The organism is Neobacillus notoginsengisoli, from assembly GCF_003515685.1.
Lineage (GTDB): Bacteria > Bacillota > Bacilli > Bacillales > Cytobacillaceae > Bacillus_D > Bacillus_D notoginsengisoli.
This window is the reverse complement of the sequence record NZ_QWEG01000017.1, coordinates 49,204-68,499: the sequence shown is the minus strand read 5'-3', so window position 1 is coordinate 68,499 and position 19,296 is coordinate 49,204. Positions and strand designations below refer to the sequence as shown.

24 protein-coding genes are annotated in these 19,296 nt (G+C 46.2%); 15 read left to right on the top strand and 9 right to left on the bottom strand.

Going from position 1 to position 19,296, the window contains the following annotated elements; all coding sequences use genetic code 11:
- Nucleotides 1–399: 399 nt before the first annotated feature.
- The 3 genes from argF to argH all read left to right on the top strand — a co-directional run bounded on the left by argF (nt 400) and on the right by argH (nt 4,125).
- Entirely contained in the window at nt 400–1,371 is a 972-nt protein-coding gene (gene argF / locus D1B31_RS20815) for an ornithine carbamoyltransferase (RefSeq protein ID WP_118924074.1), read from the top strand.
- Between the two features lie 110 nt (nt 1,372–1,481).
- On the top strand, nt 1,482–2,693 hold the full coding sequence (locus D1B31_RS20810) for an argininosuccinate synthase (protein ID WP_118924072.1): 1,212 nt from the start codon (nt 1,482–1,484) through the stop codon (nt 2,691–2,693).
- Nucleotides 2,694–2,751: 58 nt separating this feature from the next.
- Nucleotides 2,752–4,125, top strand: a complete 1,374-nt coding sequence (argH, locus tag D1B31_RS20805; RefSeq protein WP_118924070.1) for an argininosuccinate lyase — start codon at nt 2,752–2,754, stop codon at nt 4,123–4,125.
- A 75-nt stretch (nt 4,126–4,200) separates the two neighbouring features.
- Here argH and D1B31_RS20800 read toward each other — a convergent pair whose 3' ends face one another.
- On the bottom strand, nt 4,201–4,857 hold the full coding sequence (locus D1B31_RS20800) for a hypothetical protein (RefSeq protein WP_118924068.1): 657 nt from the start codon (nt 4,855–4,857) through the stop codon (nt 4,201–4,203).
- 276 nt (nt 4,858–5,133) lie between these two features.
- Here D1B31_RS20800 and D1B31_RS20795 point away from each other — a divergent pair, with 276 nt between their 5' ends.
- From D1B31_RS20795 to D1B31_RS20785, 3 genes are read left to right on the top strand one after another with little or no spacing between them, the layout of a single operon-like run.
- Nucleotides 5,134–6,003: a carbon-nitrogen hydrolase family protein gene (locus D1B31_RS20795; RefSeq protein ID WP_118924066.1), complete on the top strand. Its 870-nt coding sequence runs from the start codon at nt 5,134–5,136 to the stop codon at nt 6,001–6,003.
- Nucleotides 6,004–6,014: 11 nt separating this feature from the next.
- Nucleotides 6,015–6,704 (top strand): GNAT family N-acetyltransferase, encoded by a 690-nt coding sequence (locus D1B31_RS20790; RefSeq protein ID WP_118924064.1) that lies wholly within the window; start codon nt 6,015–6,017, stop codon nt 6,702–6,704.
- Nucleotides 6,694–7,365, top strand: a complete 672-nt coding sequence (locus D1B31_RS20785; RefSeq protein ID WP_118924062.1) for a GNAT family N-acetyltransferase — start codon at nt 6,694–6,696, stop codon at nt 7,363–7,365. Before D1B31_RS20790 ends, D1B31_RS20785 begins: the two co-directional genes overlap by 11 nt.
- 67 nt (nt 7,366–7,432) lie before the next feature.
- Here D1B31_RS20785 and D1B31_RS20780 read toward each other — a convergent pair whose 3' ends face one another.
- The gene (locus D1B31_RS20780) at nt 7,433–8,497 is read right to left on the bottom strand and encodes a M20 family metallopeptidase (protein ID WP_118924060.1); all 1,065 of its coding nucleotides are present in this window, start codon (nt 8,495–8,497) and stop codon (nt 7,433–7,435) included.
- A 552-nt stretch (nt 8,498–9,049) separates the two neighbouring features.
- Here D1B31_RS20780 and D1B31_RS20775 point away from each other — a divergent pair.
- The gene (locus D1B31_RS20775) at nt 9,050–9,541 is read left to right on the top strand and encodes a DoxX family protein (protein WP_118924058.1); all 492 of its coding nucleotides are present in this window, start codon (nt 9,050–9,052) and stop codon (nt 9,539–9,541) included.
- A 49-nt stretch (nt 9,542–9,590) separates the two neighbouring features.
- On the opposite strand, the gene D1B31_RS20770 is transcribed toward D1B31_RS20775, so the two are convergent.
- The 3 genes from D1B31_RS20770 to D1B31_RS20760 form a co-directional block, all read right to left on the bottom strand.
- On the bottom strand, nt 9,591–9,776 hold the full coding sequence (locus D1B31_RS20770; RefSeq protein WP_118924056.1) for a YfhD family protein: 186 nt from the start codon (nt 9,774–9,776) through the stop codon (nt 9,591–9,593).
- Between the two features lie 486 nt (nt 9,777–10,262).
- Nucleotides 10,263–10,391 (bottom strand): YfhE family protein, encoded by a 129-nt coding sequence (locus D1B31_RS20765; RefSeq protein WP_118924054.1) that lies wholly within the window; start codon nt 10,389–10,391, stop codon nt 10,263–10,265.
- 68 nt (nt 10,392–10,459) lie between these two features.
- A complete protein-coding gene (locus tag D1B31_RS20760; protein ID WP_118924052.1) occupies nt 10,460–11,362 on the bottom strand; it encodes a TIGR01777 family oxidoreductase in 903 nt (300 codons plus the stop codon).
- 92 nt (nt 11,363–11,454) lie between these two features.
- Between D1B31_RS20760 and recX the strand changes: the two genes are divergently transcribed.
- Entirely contained in the window at nt 11,455–12,273 is an 819-nt protein-coding gene (gene recX, locus D1B31_RS20755) for a recombination regulator RecX (protein WP_338036498.1), read from the top strand.
- Nucleotides 12,274–12,303: 30 nt separating this feature from the next.
- Here recX and D1B31_RS20750 read toward each other — a convergent pair whose 3' ends face one another.
- Nucleotides 12,304–12,981, bottom strand: a complete 678-nt coding sequence (locus D1B31_RS20750) for an SDR family NAD(P)-dependent oxidoreductase (protein ID WP_118924048.1) — start codon at nt 12,979–12,981, stop codon at nt 12,304–12,306.
- Nucleotides 12,982–13,076: 95 nt separating this feature from the next.
- Between D1B31_RS20750 and D1B31_RS20745 the strand changes: the two genes are divergently transcribed.
- Nucleotides 13,077–13,397, top strand: coding sequence for a YfhH family protein (locus D1B31_RS20745; RefSeq protein WP_118924046.1), 321 nt, complete (start codon nt 13,077–13,079; stop codon nt 13,395–13,397).
- A 41-nt stretch (nt 13,398–13,438) separates the two neighbouring features.
- Here the strand turns inward: D1B31_RS20745 and D1B31_RS20740 are convergent, their stop codons facing one another.
- Complete coding sequence (locus tag D1B31_RS20740; RefSeq protein ID WP_118924044.1) at nt 13,439–13,612, bottom strand: small, acid-soluble spore protein K; 174 nt, start codon at nt 13,610–13,612, stop codon at nt 13,439–13,441.
- A 113-nt stretch (nt 13,613–13,725) separates the two neighbouring features.
- On the opposite strand from D1B31_RS20740, the gene D1B31_RS20735 reads away from it, so the two are divergent.
- Nucleotides 13,726–13,995, top strand: coding sequence for a YfhJ family protein (locus D1B31_RS20735; protein WP_118924042.1), 270 nt, complete (start codon nt 13,726–13,728; stop codon nt 13,993–13,995).
- 68 nt (nt 13,996–14,063) lie between these two features.
- Here the strand turns inward: D1B31_RS20735 and D1B31_RS20730 are convergent, their stop codons facing one another.
- Nucleotides 14,064–15,044 (bottom strand): metal-dependent hydrolase, encoded by a 981-nt coding sequence (locus D1B31_RS20730; RefSeq protein WP_118924040.1) that lies wholly within the window; start codon nt 15,042–15,044, stop codon nt 14,064–14,066.
- Between the two features lie 135 nt (nt 15,045–15,179).
- On the opposite strand from D1B31_RS20730, the gene mutY reads away from it, so the two are divergent.
- Nucleotides 15,180–16,271: an A/G-specific adenine glycosylase gene (gene mutY / locus D1B31_RS20725; RefSeq protein WP_118924038.1), complete on the top strand. Its 1,092-nt coding sequence runs from the start codon at nt 15,180–15,182 to the stop codon at nt 16,269–16,271.
- A gap of 42 nt (nt 16,272–16,313) precedes the next feature.
- Here mutY and D1B31_RS20720 read toward each other — a convergent pair whose 3' ends face one another.
- Nucleotides 16,314–16,538 carry a hypothetical protein gene (locus D1B31_RS20720; protein WP_118924036.1) on the bottom strand — a complete coding sequence of 75 codons (225 nt, stop codon included), beginning with the start codon at nt 16,536–16,538 and terminating at the stop codon, nt 16,314–16,316.
- Between the two features lie 153 nt (nt 16,539–16,691).
- On the opposite strand from D1B31_RS20720, the gene fabL reads away from it, so the two are divergent.
- The 4 genes from fabL to ntdP all read left to right on the top strand — a co-directional run bounded on the left by fabL (nt 16,692) and on the right by ntdP (nt 19,260).
- Nucleotides 16,692–17,441 (top strand): enoyl-[acyl-carrier-protein] reductase FabL, encoded by a 750-nt coding sequence (gene fabL / locus D1B31_RS20715; protein ID WP_118924034.1) that lies wholly within the window; start codon nt 16,692–16,694, stop codon nt 17,439–17,441.
- A 349-nt stretch (nt 17,442–17,790) separates the two neighbouring features.
- Nucleotides 17,791–18,075, top strand: a complete 285-nt coding sequence (locus D1B31_RS20710; RefSeq protein ID WP_118924032.1) for a gamma-type small acid-soluble spore protein — start codon at nt 17,791–17,793, stop codon at nt 18,073–18,075.
- A 211-nt stretch (nt 18,076–18,286) separates the two neighbouring features.
- The gene (locus tag D1B31_RS20705) at nt 18,287–18,553 is read left to right on the top strand and encodes a YgaB family protein (RefSeq protein WP_118924030.1); all 267 of its coding nucleotides are present in this window, start codon (nt 18,287–18,289) and stop codon (nt 18,551–18,553) included.
- 176 nt (nt 18,554–18,729) lie between these two features.
- Entirely contained in the window at nt 18,730–19,260 is a 531-nt protein-coding gene (ntdP, locus tag D1B31_RS20700) for a nucleoside tri-diphosphate phosphatase (RefSeq protein ID WP_118924028.1), read from the top strand.
- Nucleotides 19,261–19,296: the final 36 nt, after the last annotated feature.

Here is a 19,296-nt window from a genome sequence, read left to right as displayed (position 1 = left end):
GACAGCGCAATGCGTTATGATAGGTTCTCTGTCTGAAGTTGCCCCATGTTCGGACAGCCAACCGCATTTTGATAGGTTCTCTGTCCGAAGTTACTCCATGTTCGGACAGCGCAATGCGTTTTGATAGCTTCTCCCCCCTCTAATATTTTCCATAACTTCACATAACGCAAAACTTGATTGAATCGAACCCCCTCTCTCTAGAATTTTAATAACTGTTTAAATTCTAAAAATAGTAAAAAAGTTTATATACAATTGCTTGCATAAATATTAATATATATTTATAATAATACAATATCTAAGATAAGTGATTAATAAAGTGCCAATTTGAAAAGGGATTATGTCCTGATGAATAACTGACCGATTCTAGGCCTAGTGATTACCAGCATCGGAGGGAAAGACATGCTTAATGCAATCAGAAAGGGAGAATCATTCGTACCGAACTTAAAAGGAAAGAACTTTTTGCGGCTGACTGATTTCTCGCCGGAGGAGCTCAGCTGGCTGCTTGAGACAGCGATTCAGTTGAAAAAAACACAAAAGCAGGGAAAGCAACAGCCGTTTCTAAGCGGTAAAGTGCTTGGCATGATTTTTGAAAAGTCCTCTACAAGGACACGTGTTTCCTTTGAAGTTGGGATGATGCAGCTTGGCGGCCAGGCAATCTTTCTCAGCACGAAGGATATTCAGCTTGGGAGAGGTGAAACGATTGCAGATACAGCCAAAGTCTTATCCAGATATGTCGATGCGGTCATGATCCGTACATTCGGGCATGAGAGGATTGAGGAGTTTGCTGAACATGCAACCGTCCCTGTCATCAATGGACTGACCGATTTGCATCACCCGGCACAGGTACTGGCCGATTTGCTCACCATATATGAAAACAAGGGCCGGCTTGAAGGGCTAAAGCTTTGCTACATGGGTGATGGCAAGAATAATATGGCCCATTCTCTTCTTGAAGGAGCGGTGCTAACCGGCATGGACATAACCATTGCCAGCCCGGCCGGATACGAACCCGACAAGGAAATTGTCAGCCAGGCAAAAAAGAAAGCTGATCGTTCGGGGAGTAAGATTCTTATTAACGATAATCCCCGCGAAGCCATTGAAATGGCGGACGTTATTGTGACGGATGTTTGGACGAGTATGGGGCAAGAAGCCGAAACAAAGGAAAGGCTGGAGAAATTCGCGCCATTCCAAGTAAACGAGGATTTATGCGCCCTAGCAAAAGAGGATTTCCTTTTCCTCCATTGCCTCCCCGCCCATCGTGGAGAAGAAGTAACCGCTGAAATTATTGATGGATCGCATTCCGCTGTCTTCGATGAAGCAGAAAACAGGCTGCACGCGCAAAAAGCCATCCTGAAAGTACTATTAGCAGGATAGAAAAGCAGCAGTTCTAGTTTTTATTATCCATAGTTGTGTTGATTGGAACGTAAAGCGTCTGCTCTTCGTTCCAATCAATAAAATATAAATCAACTTAAGAGGTGTAAAACATGGCAAAAGAAAAAATTGTTTTAGCTTACTCAGGCGGATTGGATACGTCCGTTTCCGTAAAATGGATTCAAGAGAAATACGGGTACGACGTCATTGCGCTTGGCCTTGATGTCGGTGAAGGGAAAGATTTGGAGGCAATCCGCACGAAAGCACTGGATGTCGGAGCCGTCAAAGCGTATATGATTGATGCGAAGGAACTTTTGGCAAAAGAATATATTATTCCTGCCCTGAAAGCAAATTGCCTGTATGAAGGGAAATATCCGCTCTCATCGGCACTTTCAAGGCCGCTCATTTCAAAATTGCTCGTCGAAGTAGCTGAAAAGGAAGGAGCAGCCGCAGTTGCCCATGGCTGCACCGGAAAAGGAAATGACCAGGTCCGCTTCGAGGTGTCGATTCAGGCGCTAAATCCAAATTTGAAGGTAGTCGCTCCCGTCCGTGAGTGGGGAATGACGAGGGACGAAGAAATAAAGTACGCTGAGGAGAAAGGAATTCCAATCCCTGTGGACCTCGACAACCCGTTTTCCATCGATGCAAATATTTGGGGGCGCGCCTGTGAGGCCGGCGTTCTTGAGGACCCATGGGCTGAAGCTCCCGAAGCCGCATTCGACTGGACTAATCCAATCGAACTGGCGCCAGACACTCCGGAGTATATTGAAATTGATTTTGAAAAAGGTGTTCCGACCGGCCTGAACGGCCAGCAGCTGCCAATAGTTGAGCTAATTGAAAAATTGAATGAGCTTGGCGGAAAGCATGGCATCGGCCGCATCGACCATATCGAAAACCGCCTCGTGGGCATTAAGTCGAGGGAAGTGTATGAAAACCCGGCAGCTCTTATCCTAATTCAAGCCCATAAGGAACTGGAATTCCTGACTCTTCCGCGCGAGGTCACTCAATTTAAGACACAGGTTGATCAGCAGATGGCCAAAATTGTTTATGAAGGCCTCTGGTACTCGCCGCTGAAAGCCGCTCTTGATGCGTTTGTCGATTCTACTCAGGAAGTGGTGACTGGAACGCTCCGTGTCAAGCTCCATAAGGGGAATCATATGACGGTCGGCCGTAAATCGCCATTCAGCCTGTATAACGAGGAACTTGCCACATATTCCAAAGGTGATGCATTTGATCACTTGGCAGCTGAGGGCTTCATTAAAATCTGGGGACTGCCGACAAAGGTTTATTCAGAGATTCATAGCAAACAATCCGTACTGAAATAGAACAATTGCGGCTTCCTCCGCTCGAGGGAGCCGTCTACAACAATCAGGAGGCAGGCATATGTCAAAATTATGGGGCGGCCGCTTTACAAAGGAAACGAATAAACTTGTCGAGGAATTTACGGCATCAATAACATTTGATAAGAAGCTGGTTGCGGAGGACATTGAAGGAAGCATTGCCCATGCAAAAATGCTGGGAGAGTGCGGAATCATCCCGATCGAGGATGCTGAAGCAATAATCGGCGGCCTCCAAAAAATCAGTGAAATGGCCGCAAACAACGAGATTGAGTTTTTAATAAAAGATGAAGACATCCATATGAATATTGAAAAAAAGCTGATCGAGTTGATTGGGCCAGTTGGCGGCAAGCTGCATACAGGCAGAAGCCGGAACGACCAAGTGGCAACCGACATGCATCTTTACCTTCGGAATAAAACGGGCGAACTGATCGAGCTTGTTGGAATGGTTCAGGAAGCGATCATCGGAAAGGCCGAGCAGCATATTGAAACGCTAATCCCGGGCTATACCCATTTGCAGCGGGCCCAGCCAGTTTCGTTCGCCCATCACTTAATGGCCTATTTCTGGATGTTTGAGCGGGATAAGGAACGGCTTACCGACAGCCTAAAAAGAGTCAACTGGATGCCGCTCGGTGCCGGGGCGCTTGCCGGGACGACCTTTCCAATCGACCGGGAGCTGACCGCGGGACTGCTCGGCTTCGAAACAATTTACCCGAACAGCATGGACGCGGTCAGCGACAGGGACTTCATACTCGAGTTCCTTTCAATCGGCTCGATCATGATGACGCATATTTCCCGGCTATCCGAGGAGTTGATTATTTGGTCGAGCCAGGAGTTCAGCTTTATTGAGCTCGATGATTCATTTTGCACTGGCTCAAGCATCATGCCGCAAAAGAAAAACCCGGATGTACCGGAACTTTTGCGCGGAAAAACAGGGAGGGTTTACGGAAACCTAGTTGGCCTGCTGACCGTTCTGAAGGGACTGCCGCTCGCCTATAATAAGGATTTGCAGGAAGACAAGGAAGGTATGTTTGATACGGTTGAAACATTGGAAGGATCTTTAAAGCTGCTCGCTCCAATGATTGAGACGATGAAGGTAAACGGTGATGTCATGCGCCGCGCGCTTAATGAAGATTTTTCGAATGCAACGGATATTGCCGACTATCTTGCGGCAAAAGGAATGCCGTTCCGCGAAGCGCATGAGGTCATCGGCAAAATCGTCCTCTATTGCATTCAAACGAACAAATATCTGCTTGACCTAACAATGGATGAATACAGGTCATTCAGCGAGCTTTTCTACGGTGACATTTATAAAATTCTCGCGCCCGAGCATGTGGCCGGGGCAAGAAATAGTTATGGAGGCACTTCGCCTGAGCAGGTGGTAAATCAAATTGCTTTCGCTAAAGGCCTGCTGGGATAAGACTTTTTAGCTTCCCAGGTAGCGGCAGCCCCCAAAAAACATGGGAGCCGCTCCCATGCTTAATACGCATATAACCTAAGGCTGCCTATTCAAGATCACTTTGAATCTGGCGGCTTTACTTATTAATTCATTCCCTTTGGCTGAAACATTACTTGACTGAATATCAACTTCCAGTGTGCCTGTCTCCTCAATGAGGTAGCCCAGGCTGCCAGTCTTTGTTTCGCCTGCCTTCATCAGTCCGCCCATATTTTCAAGGAGGAATTCATTTTCTGCGGGCATTTCTGTACCGTTGACACGGATTGTCTCGACAGGATTGAACTGGACGCTGAAAGGATTGGCGTTGACAATCTCGACATCGACCTTAATAAATTCAAGCTCAGATTCCAGATTTAAGCCGTTTGAACGAGTAGGAATGAATTTTAATAGCTTTACATCTTTGACGATGAAATCGACACCGCCTAAAAGGAAGGAATCATAAACCGGAGAAGCAGCCATCAATGTTAGCATACCTTTACCATCCGCCACTGTATCTCCGGGCTCATTCAACTGCCCATCAGAAGGATACAGTGGCTCCCTTTCATTCGTAGTATTCCAGGGAATTTCGCTAGCTTCGGCATGAAAAGAAGATCCATCGGTTTGATATGATTCTATCTCTTCCTGCTCAAGCGGTTCCCCGGCATAAAACCCCGACAACACTCCAAGTAACACCAAAATGAAGAATAGGTTCTTCACGTGCAGTCCTCCTCGGCTAGAGATGTTTTGCCAACAGAATGAAACGGGCTATGGACACAGGTACAAAGAGGAACGTGCTGAAATTAACCACTACACTGCTACCGTACCCATGTTGTATTAAGTAGTCTTTAAGGAAGGTTAAAGTTTATGTAAATATTCTTTTTAAGAGAGTTTCAAGGGTATTTTTGATAGACCATCTCACTTGTCATATGGGATTAATTAGTGAATAATAACCTTAATGTTTCTATTAAATTGGCAAAAAAGGGAGGTTGTTTTGTGAAGATTCGTGTTTCGGCTGTGCAATATCATCTGTACACTATTTCGTCATTTGAGGATTTCGCGGCTCAATGTGAGCATTATATAAAAACGGCTGAGGAGTTCGGGGCAGAATTTGTTTTATTTCCGGAATTTTTCACGACCCAGCTTCTCTCGATTGGTGACGAAACCGGCAAGGCTCTGACAATCAATGACCTGCCGGCATTCACTGATCGTTACCGTGAACTTTTTGCTTCTTTTGCCAAAAAGACCGGCATGCATATCATCGGCGGCACCCATGTCGTCGAGCGTGGCGGCAAGCTTTATAATACAGCCCATTTATTTTACCCGGATGGCAGAATTGAAGAGCAGGCCAAGCTTCACATCACACCTACCGAGGTACACGAATGGAATATGGAAAAAGGGGACAGCTTCCGTATTTTTGATACGGAGAAGGGAAAAATCGCCATCCTAACTTGTTATGATATTGAGTTTCCGGAAATTGTCCGGATGGCCAAAGCAAAAGGAGCGGATGTCATTTTTTGCCCATCCTGTACCGATGACAGGCATGGCTTCCACCGTGTCCGTTATACGAGCCATGCCCGTGCAATTGAAAACCAGGTGTATGTTGTCCTAACTGGTACCGTCGGGGCTCTTCCGACAGTCGATTTCATGCGGCTCAATTTCGGCCAGGCCGCCGTCATTACACCGAATGACATTCCCTTCCCGCCAAAAGGGCTTATGGTAGAAGGGGAAATCAATGACGATATGATTGTCACGGCCGATTTGGATTTGGAATTGTTGTATGAAGTTCGTGAGCGCGGGTCCGTAACAACCTGGCGCGACCGGAGGACCGATTTATACGTGGATTGGGAAAAAACGAATTCCTAGGGGTGAGGCGGATGTATAAATGCGAGTTTTTTGTATATGAGAAGGATAAGCCGTTTTCCGTTTGTATCAGGCCCTATAAAGAAAATGATTTCGATGGGCTGATTGAAATCCAATCCGAATGCTTTCCTCCGCCGTTCCAATCCGATTTATGGTGGAATAAGGAACAGCTTGCCAGCCATGTGAAGCTGTTTCCCGAAGGCGCGCTTTGTGTTTCGGTGGACGGGGAGCTGGCCGGTTCACTGACCGGGCTCAGGGTCAATTTCGACCCGGCCCATCCAGACCACACATGGGAAGAAATTACTGACAATGGTTATATCCGCAATCATCATCCAGAAGGAAACTCGCTTTATATTGTCGATATCAGCGTCAGGCCAAAGTACCGGAAGCTGGGCCTGGGGAAGCTGCTGATGCAGTCCATGTACCACGTCGTCATTGACAAGGGCATTGACAGGCTGGTCGGCGGCAGCAGAATGCCCGGCTACCATAAAGTATCTAATTCGATTTCACCGCAGCAATACCTCGAAAAGGTCATGTCCGGAGAGTTGAGGGATCCAGTCGTTTCATTCCTTCTCCGTTGCGGCCGGATGCCAGTTGCGGTAGTCAAGGATTACTTGGAAGATGAAGAATCCTGCCATTACGCGGTCATTATGGAATGGAAGAATCCATTTAAAAACGAAGGAGCGCCAGGGAATGGAATATAAGCGCATTACCAATATAGAAGATCCGAATTTTCGCAAGCTGCACAACCTGATGGGGGAGATTTTCCCGAAGGAAGAAGTACTTGAGTACGATTTATGGAAAGAGCCGCTTGAAGACCCGGGTATCCGCATCTTCGTCGCAGTTGACGGCGAGGAGGTAGTCGGAGCGACCGAGTATCGGTACTATGCGGACTGGAATATTGCCATGACCGATTTTACGATCATTCGCAAGCCAGGCAAGGGAATCGGCCGCTTTCTCGTAGTGAACCGAATGAAAGACCTAAATGAACTGGCTGCCAAAAACGGAAAGAAATTATACGGCATGTTCGCGGAGATTTATGACCCATATAAGGTTGAAGCTCTTGAATTCGGCGGAGTGAAAGTCATGGACCCATATGTCCGACGGGAAGTGCTATCACATCTTGGCTACAAGCGTCTTGACCTGGAATACGTCCATCCTTCCTGGGAAAATAACGGCGAGGCCGTTTCGGGCCTGGATCTTGGCTTCATGCCCGCGGATTACAGCCAGGACTTGGTTGAAGCTTCACTTGTAGCTGATTTCCTAAGAACCTACTATGCTGTACTATCCAACAAGCCGAAGGAATGGCTTGAAATGATTGAAAAACTCCGGGCAAAAGAAACCGTCGCCCTTTTGCCGTTGTAGAGAAAACGCGGGCCCATTCTGGAAACGGGCGCCGCGTTTTGTTATTTATTTTGCAGTACAAAAATTTTTATGTGATTTTTCCCGAGCATGCAAGCTCGATTAGAATCTTTTCAAACTGTAGAACAGAATTGATATCCACATACTCATCCTCGCCATGCCAATTGTCTCCGTCCGGACCGAACTCAATAGCGGGGATGCCATATTTAGCAAAGAAGACCGTATCGGCACTGCCATGCTGACCAAAGAACACGGCTTCTTCTCCTGTTTGCCGGCTGACTATGTCAGCAAGGCCCAAGAGGAACGGGTGGCTGCGGGCGGTATGTATCGGTTCCGCATGTAGGCCAGGGACTACTTCAATCCCGTTAATTGACCCGATTTGCCTGAGGATCTCCTCGTGATTCTGGCCGGGGAGGTAACGGATATCAAAACCCATCCTGCATTCATCGGGAACAACATTATATGCGTTCCCAGCCTCGATTTTTGCAAGGTTGATGGAAGGGGATTGGTAATATTCGCTGCTCTCCTTCGCAAAAGGAAGGTCAAGAACCTGCCGGTAAACGTCATATGCAACCTCAATTGCATTCACACCTTCCCACGGGCGGCTGCCATGAGCTGCTTTTCCGTAAGCTGTAATATCTACGCGGAGGATGCCTTTTGCCTGATTGGCAATCCCAAGTCCGGTAGGTTCCGCGCAAATAACAAAATCTCCGCGGTATCCGTTTTCCACGAGGAAGCCCGTGCAATTCATCCCGCCAATTTCTTCATCCGAAACAATCTGGAGCTGAAGCTTGCAGCCAAGCTTACGGCTGGTTAACTTAGCAAAAGTGGCCATCATGGCGGCAACTCCAGCTTTCATATCGGCGGAGCCACGGCCATACAGCCTGCCGCCTTCTTCCATAGGAGTGAATTGCCGCGGACTGCCTGCAACAACGTCAACATGGCCATTAAGCACCAAAGTAGAATCACCTTCTCCTATTTCTGAAACGAGCATCCGGTATCCGTTGTTTTCAAAGAAAGAAACCTCAAGCCCTTGTTCAGCCAACCACTTCCCGCAAAAGTCAACGGCGATGTTGCCGCCTATAATTGTACTGCTATCTATAGAAATCAAATTCTTGAGCAAGTCTATAACCAAAAAGCTCAACTCCAATCCCAAGGCGTTTCCCGTTATTGTAACATGCTAAAAAACGAGTGGTGGAATCAAACGCTTATCATCCGAAATCCGTTTTATAGCAGTGGAGAAAGGGAACAAGGAAACATTACTGATGTTTCAAGCCAAAATGACAACTTGATTTCGCAAGGCAGTTATCCAAAGGGATGTCCACATATAAAAAGTTGATTTACCAATACTCCACAGACTTATACACATTATCCACAGAAATATCCCCAAAAATTATACACAAGCAGGCTATTTAGGAAGCCCTTCACTTCAACATCCAATCATAATATCCACATTATCCACGAAAAGTGTGTTTGTTCATAATCTGTTCACAATAACACTATAATTACAGTGAATTCAATAATAATATCTTGATAGTTTTAATGGAAGGTTGTATAGTAAGGGTGTAGAAAGTAAGTGAAAACATTCACAAAACAAACAAACTTCAAAGTTAAAGATCTAATACCCATATTTTTTTAAACTAACATGTGAATGATTTCACAAACTAAAATAACTGGAGGAATTAAAATGAAAAAATGGTATGAAACACCTCAGGCGGCAACACTTTGGACAATCGCAAGAATCTGGCTCGGACTGCAATGGTTCGAAGCGGGCTTAGGAAAAGTAACAGGAGGCTTCGAGGCAGGCGGATTCCTGCAAGGAGCAATTGCCAAGGCGGCCGGCGATCATCCGGCAGTCCAAGGCTGGTATGCCAGCTTCCTGCAAAGCTTTGCTGTTCCAAACATTGAATTGTTCAATATCCTAATTCCATGGGGAGAATTACTTGTCGGGGTCGGTCTAATCCTCGGCGCGGCAACCATTCCAGCACTAATCGCAGGCGCATTCATGAACCTGAACTTCCTGCTCGCGGGAACAACCAGCACAAACCCAATTCTTTACACTGTCGCCTTCGTCCTACTATTCGTTGGCAGCGGCGCAACTTACTGGGGAGTCGACAGATTCGCAGTGCCTTATCTAAAAGCAGCCATGACTAAGAAAGCTGTTAAACAAAAAGCATAATTAGAATAAATGAAAAGAAGCGGGGTTCGCCCCCGCTTCTTTTTGCATGTTATTGTCTGCCTTTCGCCCTCTGGTCGGCAGCTTTTGAACGGGCCATTGCCTCAAGATCATCGTGGTCGGCAAGGTCACGGTCAAATTCAACGTCACGGCCATCGGTGATTTTCAGGTTTTTTGGAGTTTGAGGCAGAGTAGACGTGTTCTTGTCACGATTCCTATGTCCGCGTGAACGGGCCATCACGAAAAACCCCTTTCGGAATGAGGTTGAGGAAAGTTTCCCCTCGGTATTATCGTCTCCGTCCGAGCAACAGACATAAGTGGAAAATCCTTCTTCGGTAGTTAATTTGTGTTCTACAAGAACAGCAGCTGTCATCCGATCCTTCGTTCATTAAAGAAAGATTTAGCGCCCGAACAGCGGCGGAGAGCCGTTCCTTCGGTCGCTAAAGGAAGATTTAGCGCCCGAACAGCAGCTGTCATCCGATCCTTCGGTCGCTAAAGGGAGACTTAGCACCCGAACGGCACCGGTCATCCGTTCCTTCGGTCGCTAAAGGAAGACTTAGCGACTGAACGGCACCGGTCATCCGTTCCTTCGGTCGCTAAAGGAAGACTTAGCGCCCGAACGGCAGTAGTCATCTGTTCCTTCGGTCGCTAAAGGAAGACTTAGCGCCCAAACGTCCATCTTTTTACCCGTGCCCAACAAAATTGCCTTCAGATTCAGGCAACATTATCTCTTCCGCAGCTTCGGACCTTCGAACCCAGCCGCCCTGTCAGCGGCTTTAAATTCCCTTTGATATAAAACTTCCTGCGTAGATGTCAAAGTCAGTCTCATTTTATCCTTTTTCTTCTTTTCCATAATCGATCCCTTCCTTTAAAGAAAAGTATGCTCCTATCTCAATCTTTTCCTTAAGTTAGGGGATTGATTCAGTTCTTGAAAATATTTTCCAATGCAGCCGAAAGTTCAGGATGGCGGAATCGGTAGCCGGCCTGAAGCAGTTTTGCAGGAACGACTCGCTGGCCTTTAAGTACCAGAACGCTCATTTCGCCAAGTAACAGCTTTAACGCAACACCTGGAACCGGCAGCCAGTGCGGCCGTCCAAGTGCTTTTCCAATTGCCAGCCCAAACTCGTTCATTTTAGCCGGATTGGGCGCGGTGAAATTTATAGGGCCGTTCAGTCCACTATTTTCAATCGCAAAAGCCACCCCACCGACCGCATCCTCTTTATGAATCCACGAAACCCATTGGCGGCCGGATCCAACCGTACCCCCGGCGAACAATTTGTAGGGAAGAGCCATTCTCGGAAGCGCTCCCTCTGTTTGATCAAGAATAATACCGAACCGGCAGAAAACAGTTCGGATTCCCATCGCCTCTGTTTTTGCACTGACTTCCTCCCACATCCTAACGAGGCTCGCGAGAAAGTCGCTGCCATGCTCATTTTCCTCCGTAAAGGTTTTTTCATTAGACGTTCCATAGAACCCGACCGCGCTGGCAGCAATATGGACTGCCGGCTTTACCGACATGCTTTTCATAATCCTGACTGCTTCTTCCGCAGCGACAAGCCTGCTCATTAAAAGCCGTTCCTTCCGCTCTTCCGTCCAGCGGCCGCTGTTCAACGACTCCCCAGCAAGATTAATAAAGGCATCGATTCCCTCTAGTTCTCGTTCCGGCTCGCTTCCATCTTCAAGCCATTGTATATAAGTAACACCATTTCGCACGCTTTTCTTTTTTCTTCTAGTCAAAATAAAAACGTCATGTCCTGCTTCAAGAAAAAAATCCGTCAGTGCGTTGCCTAGAAAACCGCTGCCACCTGCAATTGCAATCCTCAATCCCGCTCCCCCTCTTAAAAATTCCTATTATGCCTATTTTACATCCATCTTAAATGAAAGGCACTTTCGATGTATGGTAAAGTGGAGAAGAGGTGAGAAACTTGGCAGTTATAACAAAAATCACCACCCAGAAACGGGATACAGGGAGATACAATATTTATATGGATTTTGGAAAAGGTGAGGAATTTGCCTTCAGTGCCGATGAATCAGTCATTGTGAAATTCCATTTAAGAAAAGGAATGGAGCTCGATGAATTTGCCCTTGCTGAAGTCGGTTACCACGATGAAATCCGGAAAGCGTACAATAATGCGATTAATTACCTCGCGTTTAAAATGAGGACTGAAAAAGAGGTGCGCGGCCACCTGAAGGAAAAAAAGCTTGAAGATGCCGCAATTGATGAAGTTATTCATAGGCTGTCCGATCAAGGATATCTGAATGACAAGGAGTATGCAGATGCTTATGTAAGGACCCAAATCAGCACGACCGACAAAGGGGCCTATGTTGTCAAAATGGAACTAAGGGAAAGAGGAGTAGCCGATTCGCTTATTGAAGAAGCGCTTAAGCAGTATACTCCAGAAGAACAATTTGAAAAAGCGAAGGACCTTGCGGAAAAATATGCCCGAAAGTATGCATCAGAGTCTGAGCGGGTTCTTAAGCAAAAGCTCGATGCGATGCTGCGCAGGAAAGGCTACCAGACTGACGCGATCCAATTTGCCTTGAATGAAGCCGATTTTGGCCGGGAAGAAGATGATGAGCTTGAAGCGATTAAGGTGCAAGGCGAAAAAGCCCATCGAAAGCATGCAAAGCTGAGCGGATATGCATACGAAAGAAAAATGAAAGAAACGCTTTTCCGGAAAGGGTTTCCGATTGAGCTAATTGACCGCTATTTGGCTTCAATGGAAGAGGAATAGCTAACTTAAAGCAAAAATCATGACAATTTGTCATGATTTTTGGCTTTCTATGATGATTTCCTTTTCACCAAGTCTATTCACAATGATTTCGGCTATTTCCCGAGCGCTGCGGAGTCTTGACGGATCGCTGACAAGGCTGCTGTTTTCCCAGAATGGGGTATTCATTCCGCCCATATAGGCTGCCGTAAACGTGATCCCGTTTCCCTCGTATTCCTTTTGAAGGCTTTCCGTAAACCCGCGTACCGCAAATTTCGTGGCGGCGTACACAGACTCATTGACCTTGCCCCGGAGGCCGGCAGTCGAGATAATATTGACAACTTGGCCAGCCTGCCTTTTTTGCAAAAAGGGCAGAATGGCTTTCGTCATATAAATCGTCCCGAGTGTATTGATTTGGAACATTTCTTCAATTTCGGGATTATTCATTTCCATGAGTGGACCGAAATAACCGACCCCTGCATTATTTATAAGTCCAGCAACAGTCTTTCCTGCCAAAGCTTGGCCGAGTTTTTCAGGAAGTGCGGCAGAATCAGAAACATCGAGGACGAGCGTATCTGCTGAACCCCCGGCTGCTTCAATTTCTTTTTTAACAGCTGCTAATTTATCAAGAGTCCTGCCGGTTAACAGAATATCCCATCCCTTTTTTGCTAAGAGAAGAGCCATTTCCTGACCAAGACCCGAGCCTGCGCCTGTTATGACAAAAGTCTCCACAATTTTCCCTCCTACTATTTGTGCAGTATCCTTTATTAAGTCCTTTATATTTACTATACTAAAAATAGAAATAATAACAATAAGGTGGTTGCTTGATGGAGCGGGAAAAACGGTATAGCGCCATGTCGGAATATGAATTAAAACAGGAAATCGCTTCTTTAAAGGAAAAAGCGAGGAAAGCAGAGCAAATGGGCATGGTGAATGAATATGCTGTGCTTGAACGGAAAGCTGCAATGGCAAAAGCGTACTTGCTCGATCCGAATGCATTCAAGCCGGGAGAAATTTATGAAATTGACGGCGATCCGGGCGTCTTTTTCAAAATCGATTACTTAAATGGAGTTTTTGCCTGGGGATACCGACTCGGAAGTGCCGGGAAGGAAGAGGCATTGCCGATTTCCATGCTGAGTATCAGATAAGACCTGGCACCCTCAAGTTGTGGGCGCCAGGTGGGGATGATTTAAAACGATCTGATTTCGTCCGGATTTCTCTGTGAAGAAGCTTTCATGCGTTCCTGTGGATGGGTATTGATTGTTCCATCGGCCCTTTTAGATGCATATTCAGCTTTTGCCCGGGGTTCTCCTTCTATCTTATCGGTATGTTCGTATGGAAAGCCTTTTGCTTTATTCCTCATTTGCGATGCCTCCGTCCGTACGGGTTACTCGCAGCCAGTTTTGGCCTGCGTATCAATATTATTTGTCCAGCTTTACTCAATATGCAGAACAATTTTGCCAGGGGGTGAAAAGGATGAATGACTATCATGAGCGTTTGACGAAAATCTTGCTTGACAAAAATGATTATTTGTCTTATGGACAAGCCAGGACATGGGTAGAATTGCTTTGGGACGATTTTGAAACGACTTATGCAAAGGCCGGCAGGGAGTATCAGGGAAACGAAATGACGGAGAAAGTCATCCGTCAGTGGATTGAGAGTTATGGAAGCAGTCTCCATGAATTTGCCAATCAAAATCCGAAATATATGCACTACCTAAAGCAAGATAAGAACAAACTGCATTAATTTTATTCTAAAACAAAAAACGGCAGCCCGGTTGCGCGCGGGTTGCCGTTGGTTTTTGCCAAAAAGTTTTATCCCGGAAGAATGGTGAGTTTTTTCCTTAACTTCTCCTCGCTGAAAATCCAGCCGGTATAGGAATTCATAATATTTAAATCATTATCAAGATGGGCGACTGCGACAAATGGGTAATGCCCGTTGCTTCTATACCTAAGGTCAATGAACCTGACTTCGCTGTAATCCTCAAATTCCTTTACCTCCCATCGGTAAACAGGAGAGAAGGATAGGAATGCTGCAATATTCGTATCCTTTTTTGCGGCATGGATTATTGGAGTATCTGGAACAGGGACCCTGTTGAATTTATCCAGTATCCTGACTGTTGTGCCTTGGGCCCTGCCAACGAAAAATTCCTTTTCGTTCATGACCGCAACTTTCCAGCGGTTGAACCTCATCGTCGGCGCGACAACAATCTGTGTTGCGTCTGGAATCATGACCTTCACGGCCTTGATGACATCCCGTTTTGCCGAAAACCTGAGTAAATAGTAAATCACGAGTATCCCGTATACAACGAGGAATGTATAACCAGGATGAGCACCCATGATCCAAACAACGATTCCGGCAACATGGATGCCGAATATGAATGGATCGAACGTATTGATTACCCCGAGAGCCACCCATTTACAGGAGAACGGCCTAAGTGCCTGGGTTCCATAAGCATTGAAAATATCAACGAACACATGCAGGAATACGGCGATTTGGGTCCAGAGCCAAAGATGAAGCAGGCTCGCATCAGGATTAAAGAAAAAGATAATCCCGGTAATCAGCAACGGCCATAGGAATACTGCAGGAACAGAATGGGTAATCCCGCGGTGATTCCTTATATAGACTGCGTTGTTCCTTAGTTTCAATACTGTATCGATATCAGGTATTTGTGAACCGACGATTGTGGCGATCATTACACTGCTTGCTGTGGCCGTGTGCGGGGCAACAGCCGGATCAAGAGTGGCCAAGCCACCTAGGGCAATCCCCATCACGACATGTGTGCCAGTATCCAAGGTGCTGTTTCCTCCTTTTGGAATTGCAAGTTTCCCTTATCAAAGTATATTGCCAGTTCCTACTGGTCTTGGTTGAATATTATTATATTCCCACTTTACCACCTTTTTTAACATATAGGGGGCCTAAACTCAATTATGAACCAACCGGAAATTACAGGAAATATAAATATAGAGCAATTTCGTGAAGATTTAATCGCCTGGTTCCGCGCCGAACAGAGAGATTTGCCTTGGCGTGCCGACCAGGATCCCTATAAGATTTGGGTATCGGAAATCATGCTCCAGCAAACAAGGGTGGATACGGTTATTCCGTATTACCACCGCTTTTTGGAGTTGTTTCCAACAATCGATGCCCTCGCGGAGGCGGACGAAGACAAAGTCCTGAAAGCCTGGGAGGGTCTTGGCTATTACTCGCGTGCGAGGAATTTGCAGTCGGCCGTCCGGGAAGTGCGGGATAAATATAACGGCGTCGTTCCTGATTCACCAAAGGAAATTTCTAAATTAAAAGGGGTTGGTCCTTATACAGCCGGAGCTATTTTAAGTATTGCCTATGGCATCCCAGAGCCTGCTGTTGATGGGAATGTCATGAGAGTTTTATCGCGTATTTTACTCATACGCGAAGACATTGCCAAACCAGCTTCCCGGAAAATTTTTGAGGAAGCGGTCAGGCGGCTCATTTCCCATGAATCTCCTTCCGATTTCAATCAGGCGCTGATGGAACTCGGGGCGCTCATTTGCACACCAACTTCGCCTTCCTGCCTGCTGTGTCCAGTTCGAGAACATTGTATAGCCTTCCATGAAGGGGTGCAGGCACAACTTCCGGTCAAATCCAAAAAGAAAAAGCCAAAACAAGTCTTACTGGCAGCTGCTATAGTGGAAGACCAAGACGGAAGGATTTTAATACGCAGACGGCCCGCCGAAGGGCTTTTGGCCAACTTCTGGGAATTCCCTTCAATTGAAATTCAACGGCCTTATGCTAATGATCGTGAAGCATTAGAACGATTTTATCGAGAAGAGCTTGGGGTAAAAGTCGCAATCGATGAATCACTTGGACAGATCCAGCATATCTTTTCCCATCTGGACTGGAACGTTACCGTTTATGTTGCACAGCTTGCGAAACCCCTTGAGGATAAGGAAAATCTCCGTCTTGTTTCTTTGCCGGAGCTTGCCGGTTTTGCGCTTCCAGTTCCGCATCAGAAAATGTTGTCGCTCTATTCGGTTAAGATATAAAGGAAAGCCTATCGTCAAACGACGATAGGCTTTTTAAAATGGTCAGTCATAGTTGACTTTTGTGCCGTGTGTATAATCCGCTTCACCGCGGTTTAGGCCGCCGCGTTTTTCAATTTCTTCAACGATTTCCCGGTGGATAGCCTGGCCTTCCACATTTAAATACGGCATTACCTGCTGAAGTGAATGGTGAAAGAAAGCCAATTCGCTTTTTTCCCACTCACTCTTCGGCATCATCGTCAATTCGGTCATATCCCTGCCGACGTACATGGCAATTCTCCTTTCAGGAAATGCTTTGATTTTGCAAAAGCTTACGTTATCATGAGGTGCGCTAAGCTTTTCTCTTAGTTTTTGGATTCAATTGTCTTCTATACCCGGAAACGCTAAAATAAAAACAAACATAGCAGGAAAGGAATTTACGCCATGACACAGAAAGTAGCACTCATTACTGGAAGCAGCAGGGGAATAGGCAAGGCTGCCGCACTCCGCCTTGCAAAAGAAGGATATGACATCGCCATCAATTATGCGCGGAGCAAAAGTGCCGCGCTTGAAACAGCGGCTGAAATAGAAGCCCTGGGTCGTAAAGCAATCATTATTAGAGCAAACGTTGGAGACGTGGAAAAAATCCGCGCGATGTTTGCAAAGGTTGAAGAGGAATTCGGCCGCCTCGATGTTTTCATTAACAACGCAGCATCGGGGGTATTGAGGCCTGTAATGGAACTCGAGGAATCACACTGGGATTGGACAATGAACATCAACAGCAAAGCGCTTCTTTTTTGCGCCCAGGAAGCAGCCAGGCTGATGGAGAGGAATGGCGGCGGGAAGATTGTCAGCATCAGTTCAATTGGCTCGATCCGTTATTTGGAAAACTATACAACGGTCGGTGTATCAAAGGCCGCGCTTGAGGCGCTGACACGCTATCTGGCAGTCGAACTTGCTCCGAAGGGCATTGCTGTCAATGCCGTATCAGGGGGAGCCGTAGATACAGAGGCGCTAAAGCATTTCCCGAACAGGGAAGAGCTTTTAGCAGAAGCGAGACGGAAAACGCCTGCCGGCAGAATGGTAGAAATAGACGATCTAGTCAATTGCATCCTATTCCTTGTTTCCAATCAGTCCGGCATGATCTGCGGCCAAACGATTATTGTTGACGGGGGGATTTCCTTGCTCGTTTAAAACACGATAGAATTAAGTTTGCAAATGGGACGTCTGGTTCCATATCTCGTCTTCATGGGAATTTACATTCAATACGGGAATAGGAAACGCCTCTAAGCCCCAAATGGCTTGGGTAGCGGCCAAACGGTCATAGAGAAGCGGTCTCTAAGTCCAAAAAGCTCGCGATACGGCCAAACGGTCACAGAGAAGCTGCCTCTAGGCCCAAATTGGCTCGGCGACTGCCAAACGGTCACATAGAATAGATCCATTAACCATAAAAAGCAGGAAAAATATAAAAAGCCTTTTTAAATAAATTTCGGGATAGTCCCTCACCTTCATGGACAAATTAATAACCGTGGAGGTGATTACAATGGCAAAATTCAACCAACAAGCTGGCAGAACATCTTCTGGAACAAACATCCAGGAAGTAAGGCAGCAAAACGCACAAGCTGGCCAAGGCCAGTACGGCACTGAATTCGCGAGCGAAACGAACGCTCAAGAAGTAAGGCGCCAAAACCAGCAAGCTGCCCATGGCCAACAAGGTCAACAAGGCCAACAAGGCCAATACGGCACTGAATTCGGGAGCGAAACAAATGCTCAAGAAGTAAGACGCCAAAATCAACAAGCTGAAAGCCGTAAAAACCAAAACAGCTAAATGCATGCATAAGGCGCCCTTCTTAATGGAGGGTGCCTTTTTGCATGCAATAAACGAACTGGGAAATTCTTTCGACAAAACTTCTATAAAAGCCACATAACTAGTCAAAGGAAAAAGCGGTAAATTCAAGAATACATAGGGGAGCAGGTGAGAGCTCCTACAGCTTAAAAGGAGCACTCGCTAAAATTTTCAGAAGCAGGGCGGTGGCGCAATGAAAACTTTTAACGAGATGATCGCGGAACAGATGAAAACAATGGAAAAGCTACTTTTTTTACAATCGGAACTGGAACGCTGCCTCGAAATTCAGAAGCAGTTGCATAGCCTGCAACATGAAACAGGACAAGATATCATACAGGAAGAAATTATGGAAATGAAAAATGAACTGAGAGAAATCCAGCGTATTTTTGAAGAACAGACAGAAGAAGTCATTCGTTCCTACAAGGGTGGAAACGGGGATTATGAACCGCTTCTTCGTTAAATGCAACTGCAGGGATTGGGGGCCATTTTGTTAGTTAAAAGTGGCTCTTTTGTTTTAAAAATTATTGCTAACCGTTATAATAGGAGAAAACAGGAATAGCCTTTTGTTGCCTTTTGTCGTTTTTTTAGTTTATGATAGGTTGCAAAGCGTTCGGCAGATGAAAGTAGGGGAGATTCATGGGTTTACCCATCGAAGGAGAACCAATGCAGATACACAGCTACAAACACAATGGTCATATCCATCGTATATGGGACGAAACCACCATTTTGAAAGCCTCCCAACACCTAGTGATCGGCGGAAATGACAGAACGGTTGTCACTGAATCCGATGGGAGGACATGGGTGACGAGGGAGCCCGCTATTTGCTATTTCCATTCAGAATGCTGGTTCAACGTAATTGGAATGCTCCGTGAGGACGGTGTCCATTACTACTGCAATTTGAGTTCCCCGTTTATTTTTGATGGTTCGATTCTGAAATATATCGATTATGACCTTGATATAAAGGTATTTCCGGATATGACCTTTAATTTGCTCGATGAAGATGAATACGAGCGCCACCGCCGTGAAATGAACTATCCAGATGTCATTGACCAAATTCTTAAGCGGAATGTAGAGAAGCTGATGAGGTGGATCCGTCAGCGAAAAGGGCCATTTTCACCGGATTTCATTGATGCCTGGTATGAACGGTACCTGACCCACCGAAAGTAGGGACAGGCCCGTTCCTTTTTCATGCCCTGTTGACGT

Excerpts from the sequence above, each read along its gene's own strand:
- D1B31_RS20705 (WP_118924030.1), top strand. The coding sequence starts at position 18,287 with ATGAAAACTTTTAACGAGATGATCGCGGAACAGATGAAAACAATGGAA.
- D1B31_RS20765 (WP_118924054.1), bottom strand. The coding sequence starts at position 10,391 with ATGGAAAAGAAGAAAAAGGATAAAATGAGACTGACTTTGACATCTACG.
- D1B31_RS20810 (WP_118924072.1), top strand. The coding sequence starts at position 1,482 with ATGGCAAAAGAAAAAATTGTTTTAGCTTACTCAGGCGGATTGGATACG.
- D1B31_RS20740 (WP_118924044.1), bottom strand. The coding sequence starts at position 13,612 with ATGAGGAATAAAGCAAAAGGCTTTCCATACGAACATACCGATAAGATA.
- D1B31_RS20745 (WP_118924046.1), top strand. The coding sequence starts at position 13,077 with ATGGAGCGGGAAAAACGGTATAGCGCCATGTCGGAATATGAATTAAAA.
- fabL (WP_118924034.1), top strand. The coding sequence starts at position 16,692 with ATGACACAGAAAGTAGCACTCATTACTGGAAGCAGCAGGGGAATAGGC.
- argF (WP_118924074.1), top strand. The coding sequence starts at position 400 with ATGCTTAATGCAATCAGAAAGGGAGAATCATTCGTACCGAACTTAAAA.
- argH (WP_118924070.1), top strand. The coding sequence starts at position 2,752 with ATGTCAAAATTATGGGGCGGCCGCTTTACAAAGGAAACGAATAAACTT.
- ntdP (WP_118924028.1), top strand. The coding sequence starts at position 18,730 with ATGGGTTTACCCATCGAAGGAGAACCAATGCAGATACACAGCTACAAA.
- D1B31_RS20775 (WP_118924058.1), top strand. The coding sequence starts at position 9,050 with ATGAAAAAATGGTATGAAACACCTCAGGCGGCAACACTTTGGACAATC.
- D1B31_RS20735 (WP_118924042.1), top strand. The coding sequence starts at position 13,726 with ATGAATGACTATCATGAGCGTTTGACGAAAATCTTGCTTGACAAAAAT.
- mutY (WP_118924038.1), top strand. The coding sequence starts at position 15,180 with ATGAACCAACCGGAAATTACAGGAAATATAAATATAGAGCAATTTCGT.
- D1B31_RS20770 (WP_118924056.1), bottom strand. The coding sequence starts at position 9,776 with ATGGCCCGTTCACGCGGACATAGGAATCGTGACAAGAACACGTCTACT.
- D1B31_RS20710 (WP_118924032.1), top strand. The coding sequence starts at position 17,791 with ATGGCAAAATTCAACCAACAAGCTGGCAGAACATCTTCTGGAACAAAC.
- D1B31_RS20785 (WP_118924062.1), top strand. The coding sequence starts at position 6,694 with ATGGAATATAAGCGCATTACCAATATAGAAGATCCGAATTTTCGCAAG.
- D1B31_RS20720 (WP_118924036.1), bottom strand. The coding sequence starts at position 16,538 with ATGTACGTCGGCAGGGATATGACCGAATTGACGATGATGCCGAAGAGT.
- D1B31_RS20790 (WP_118924064.1), top strand. The coding sequence starts at position 6,015 with ATGTATAAATGCGAGTTTTTTGTATATGAGAAGGATAAGCCGTTTTCC.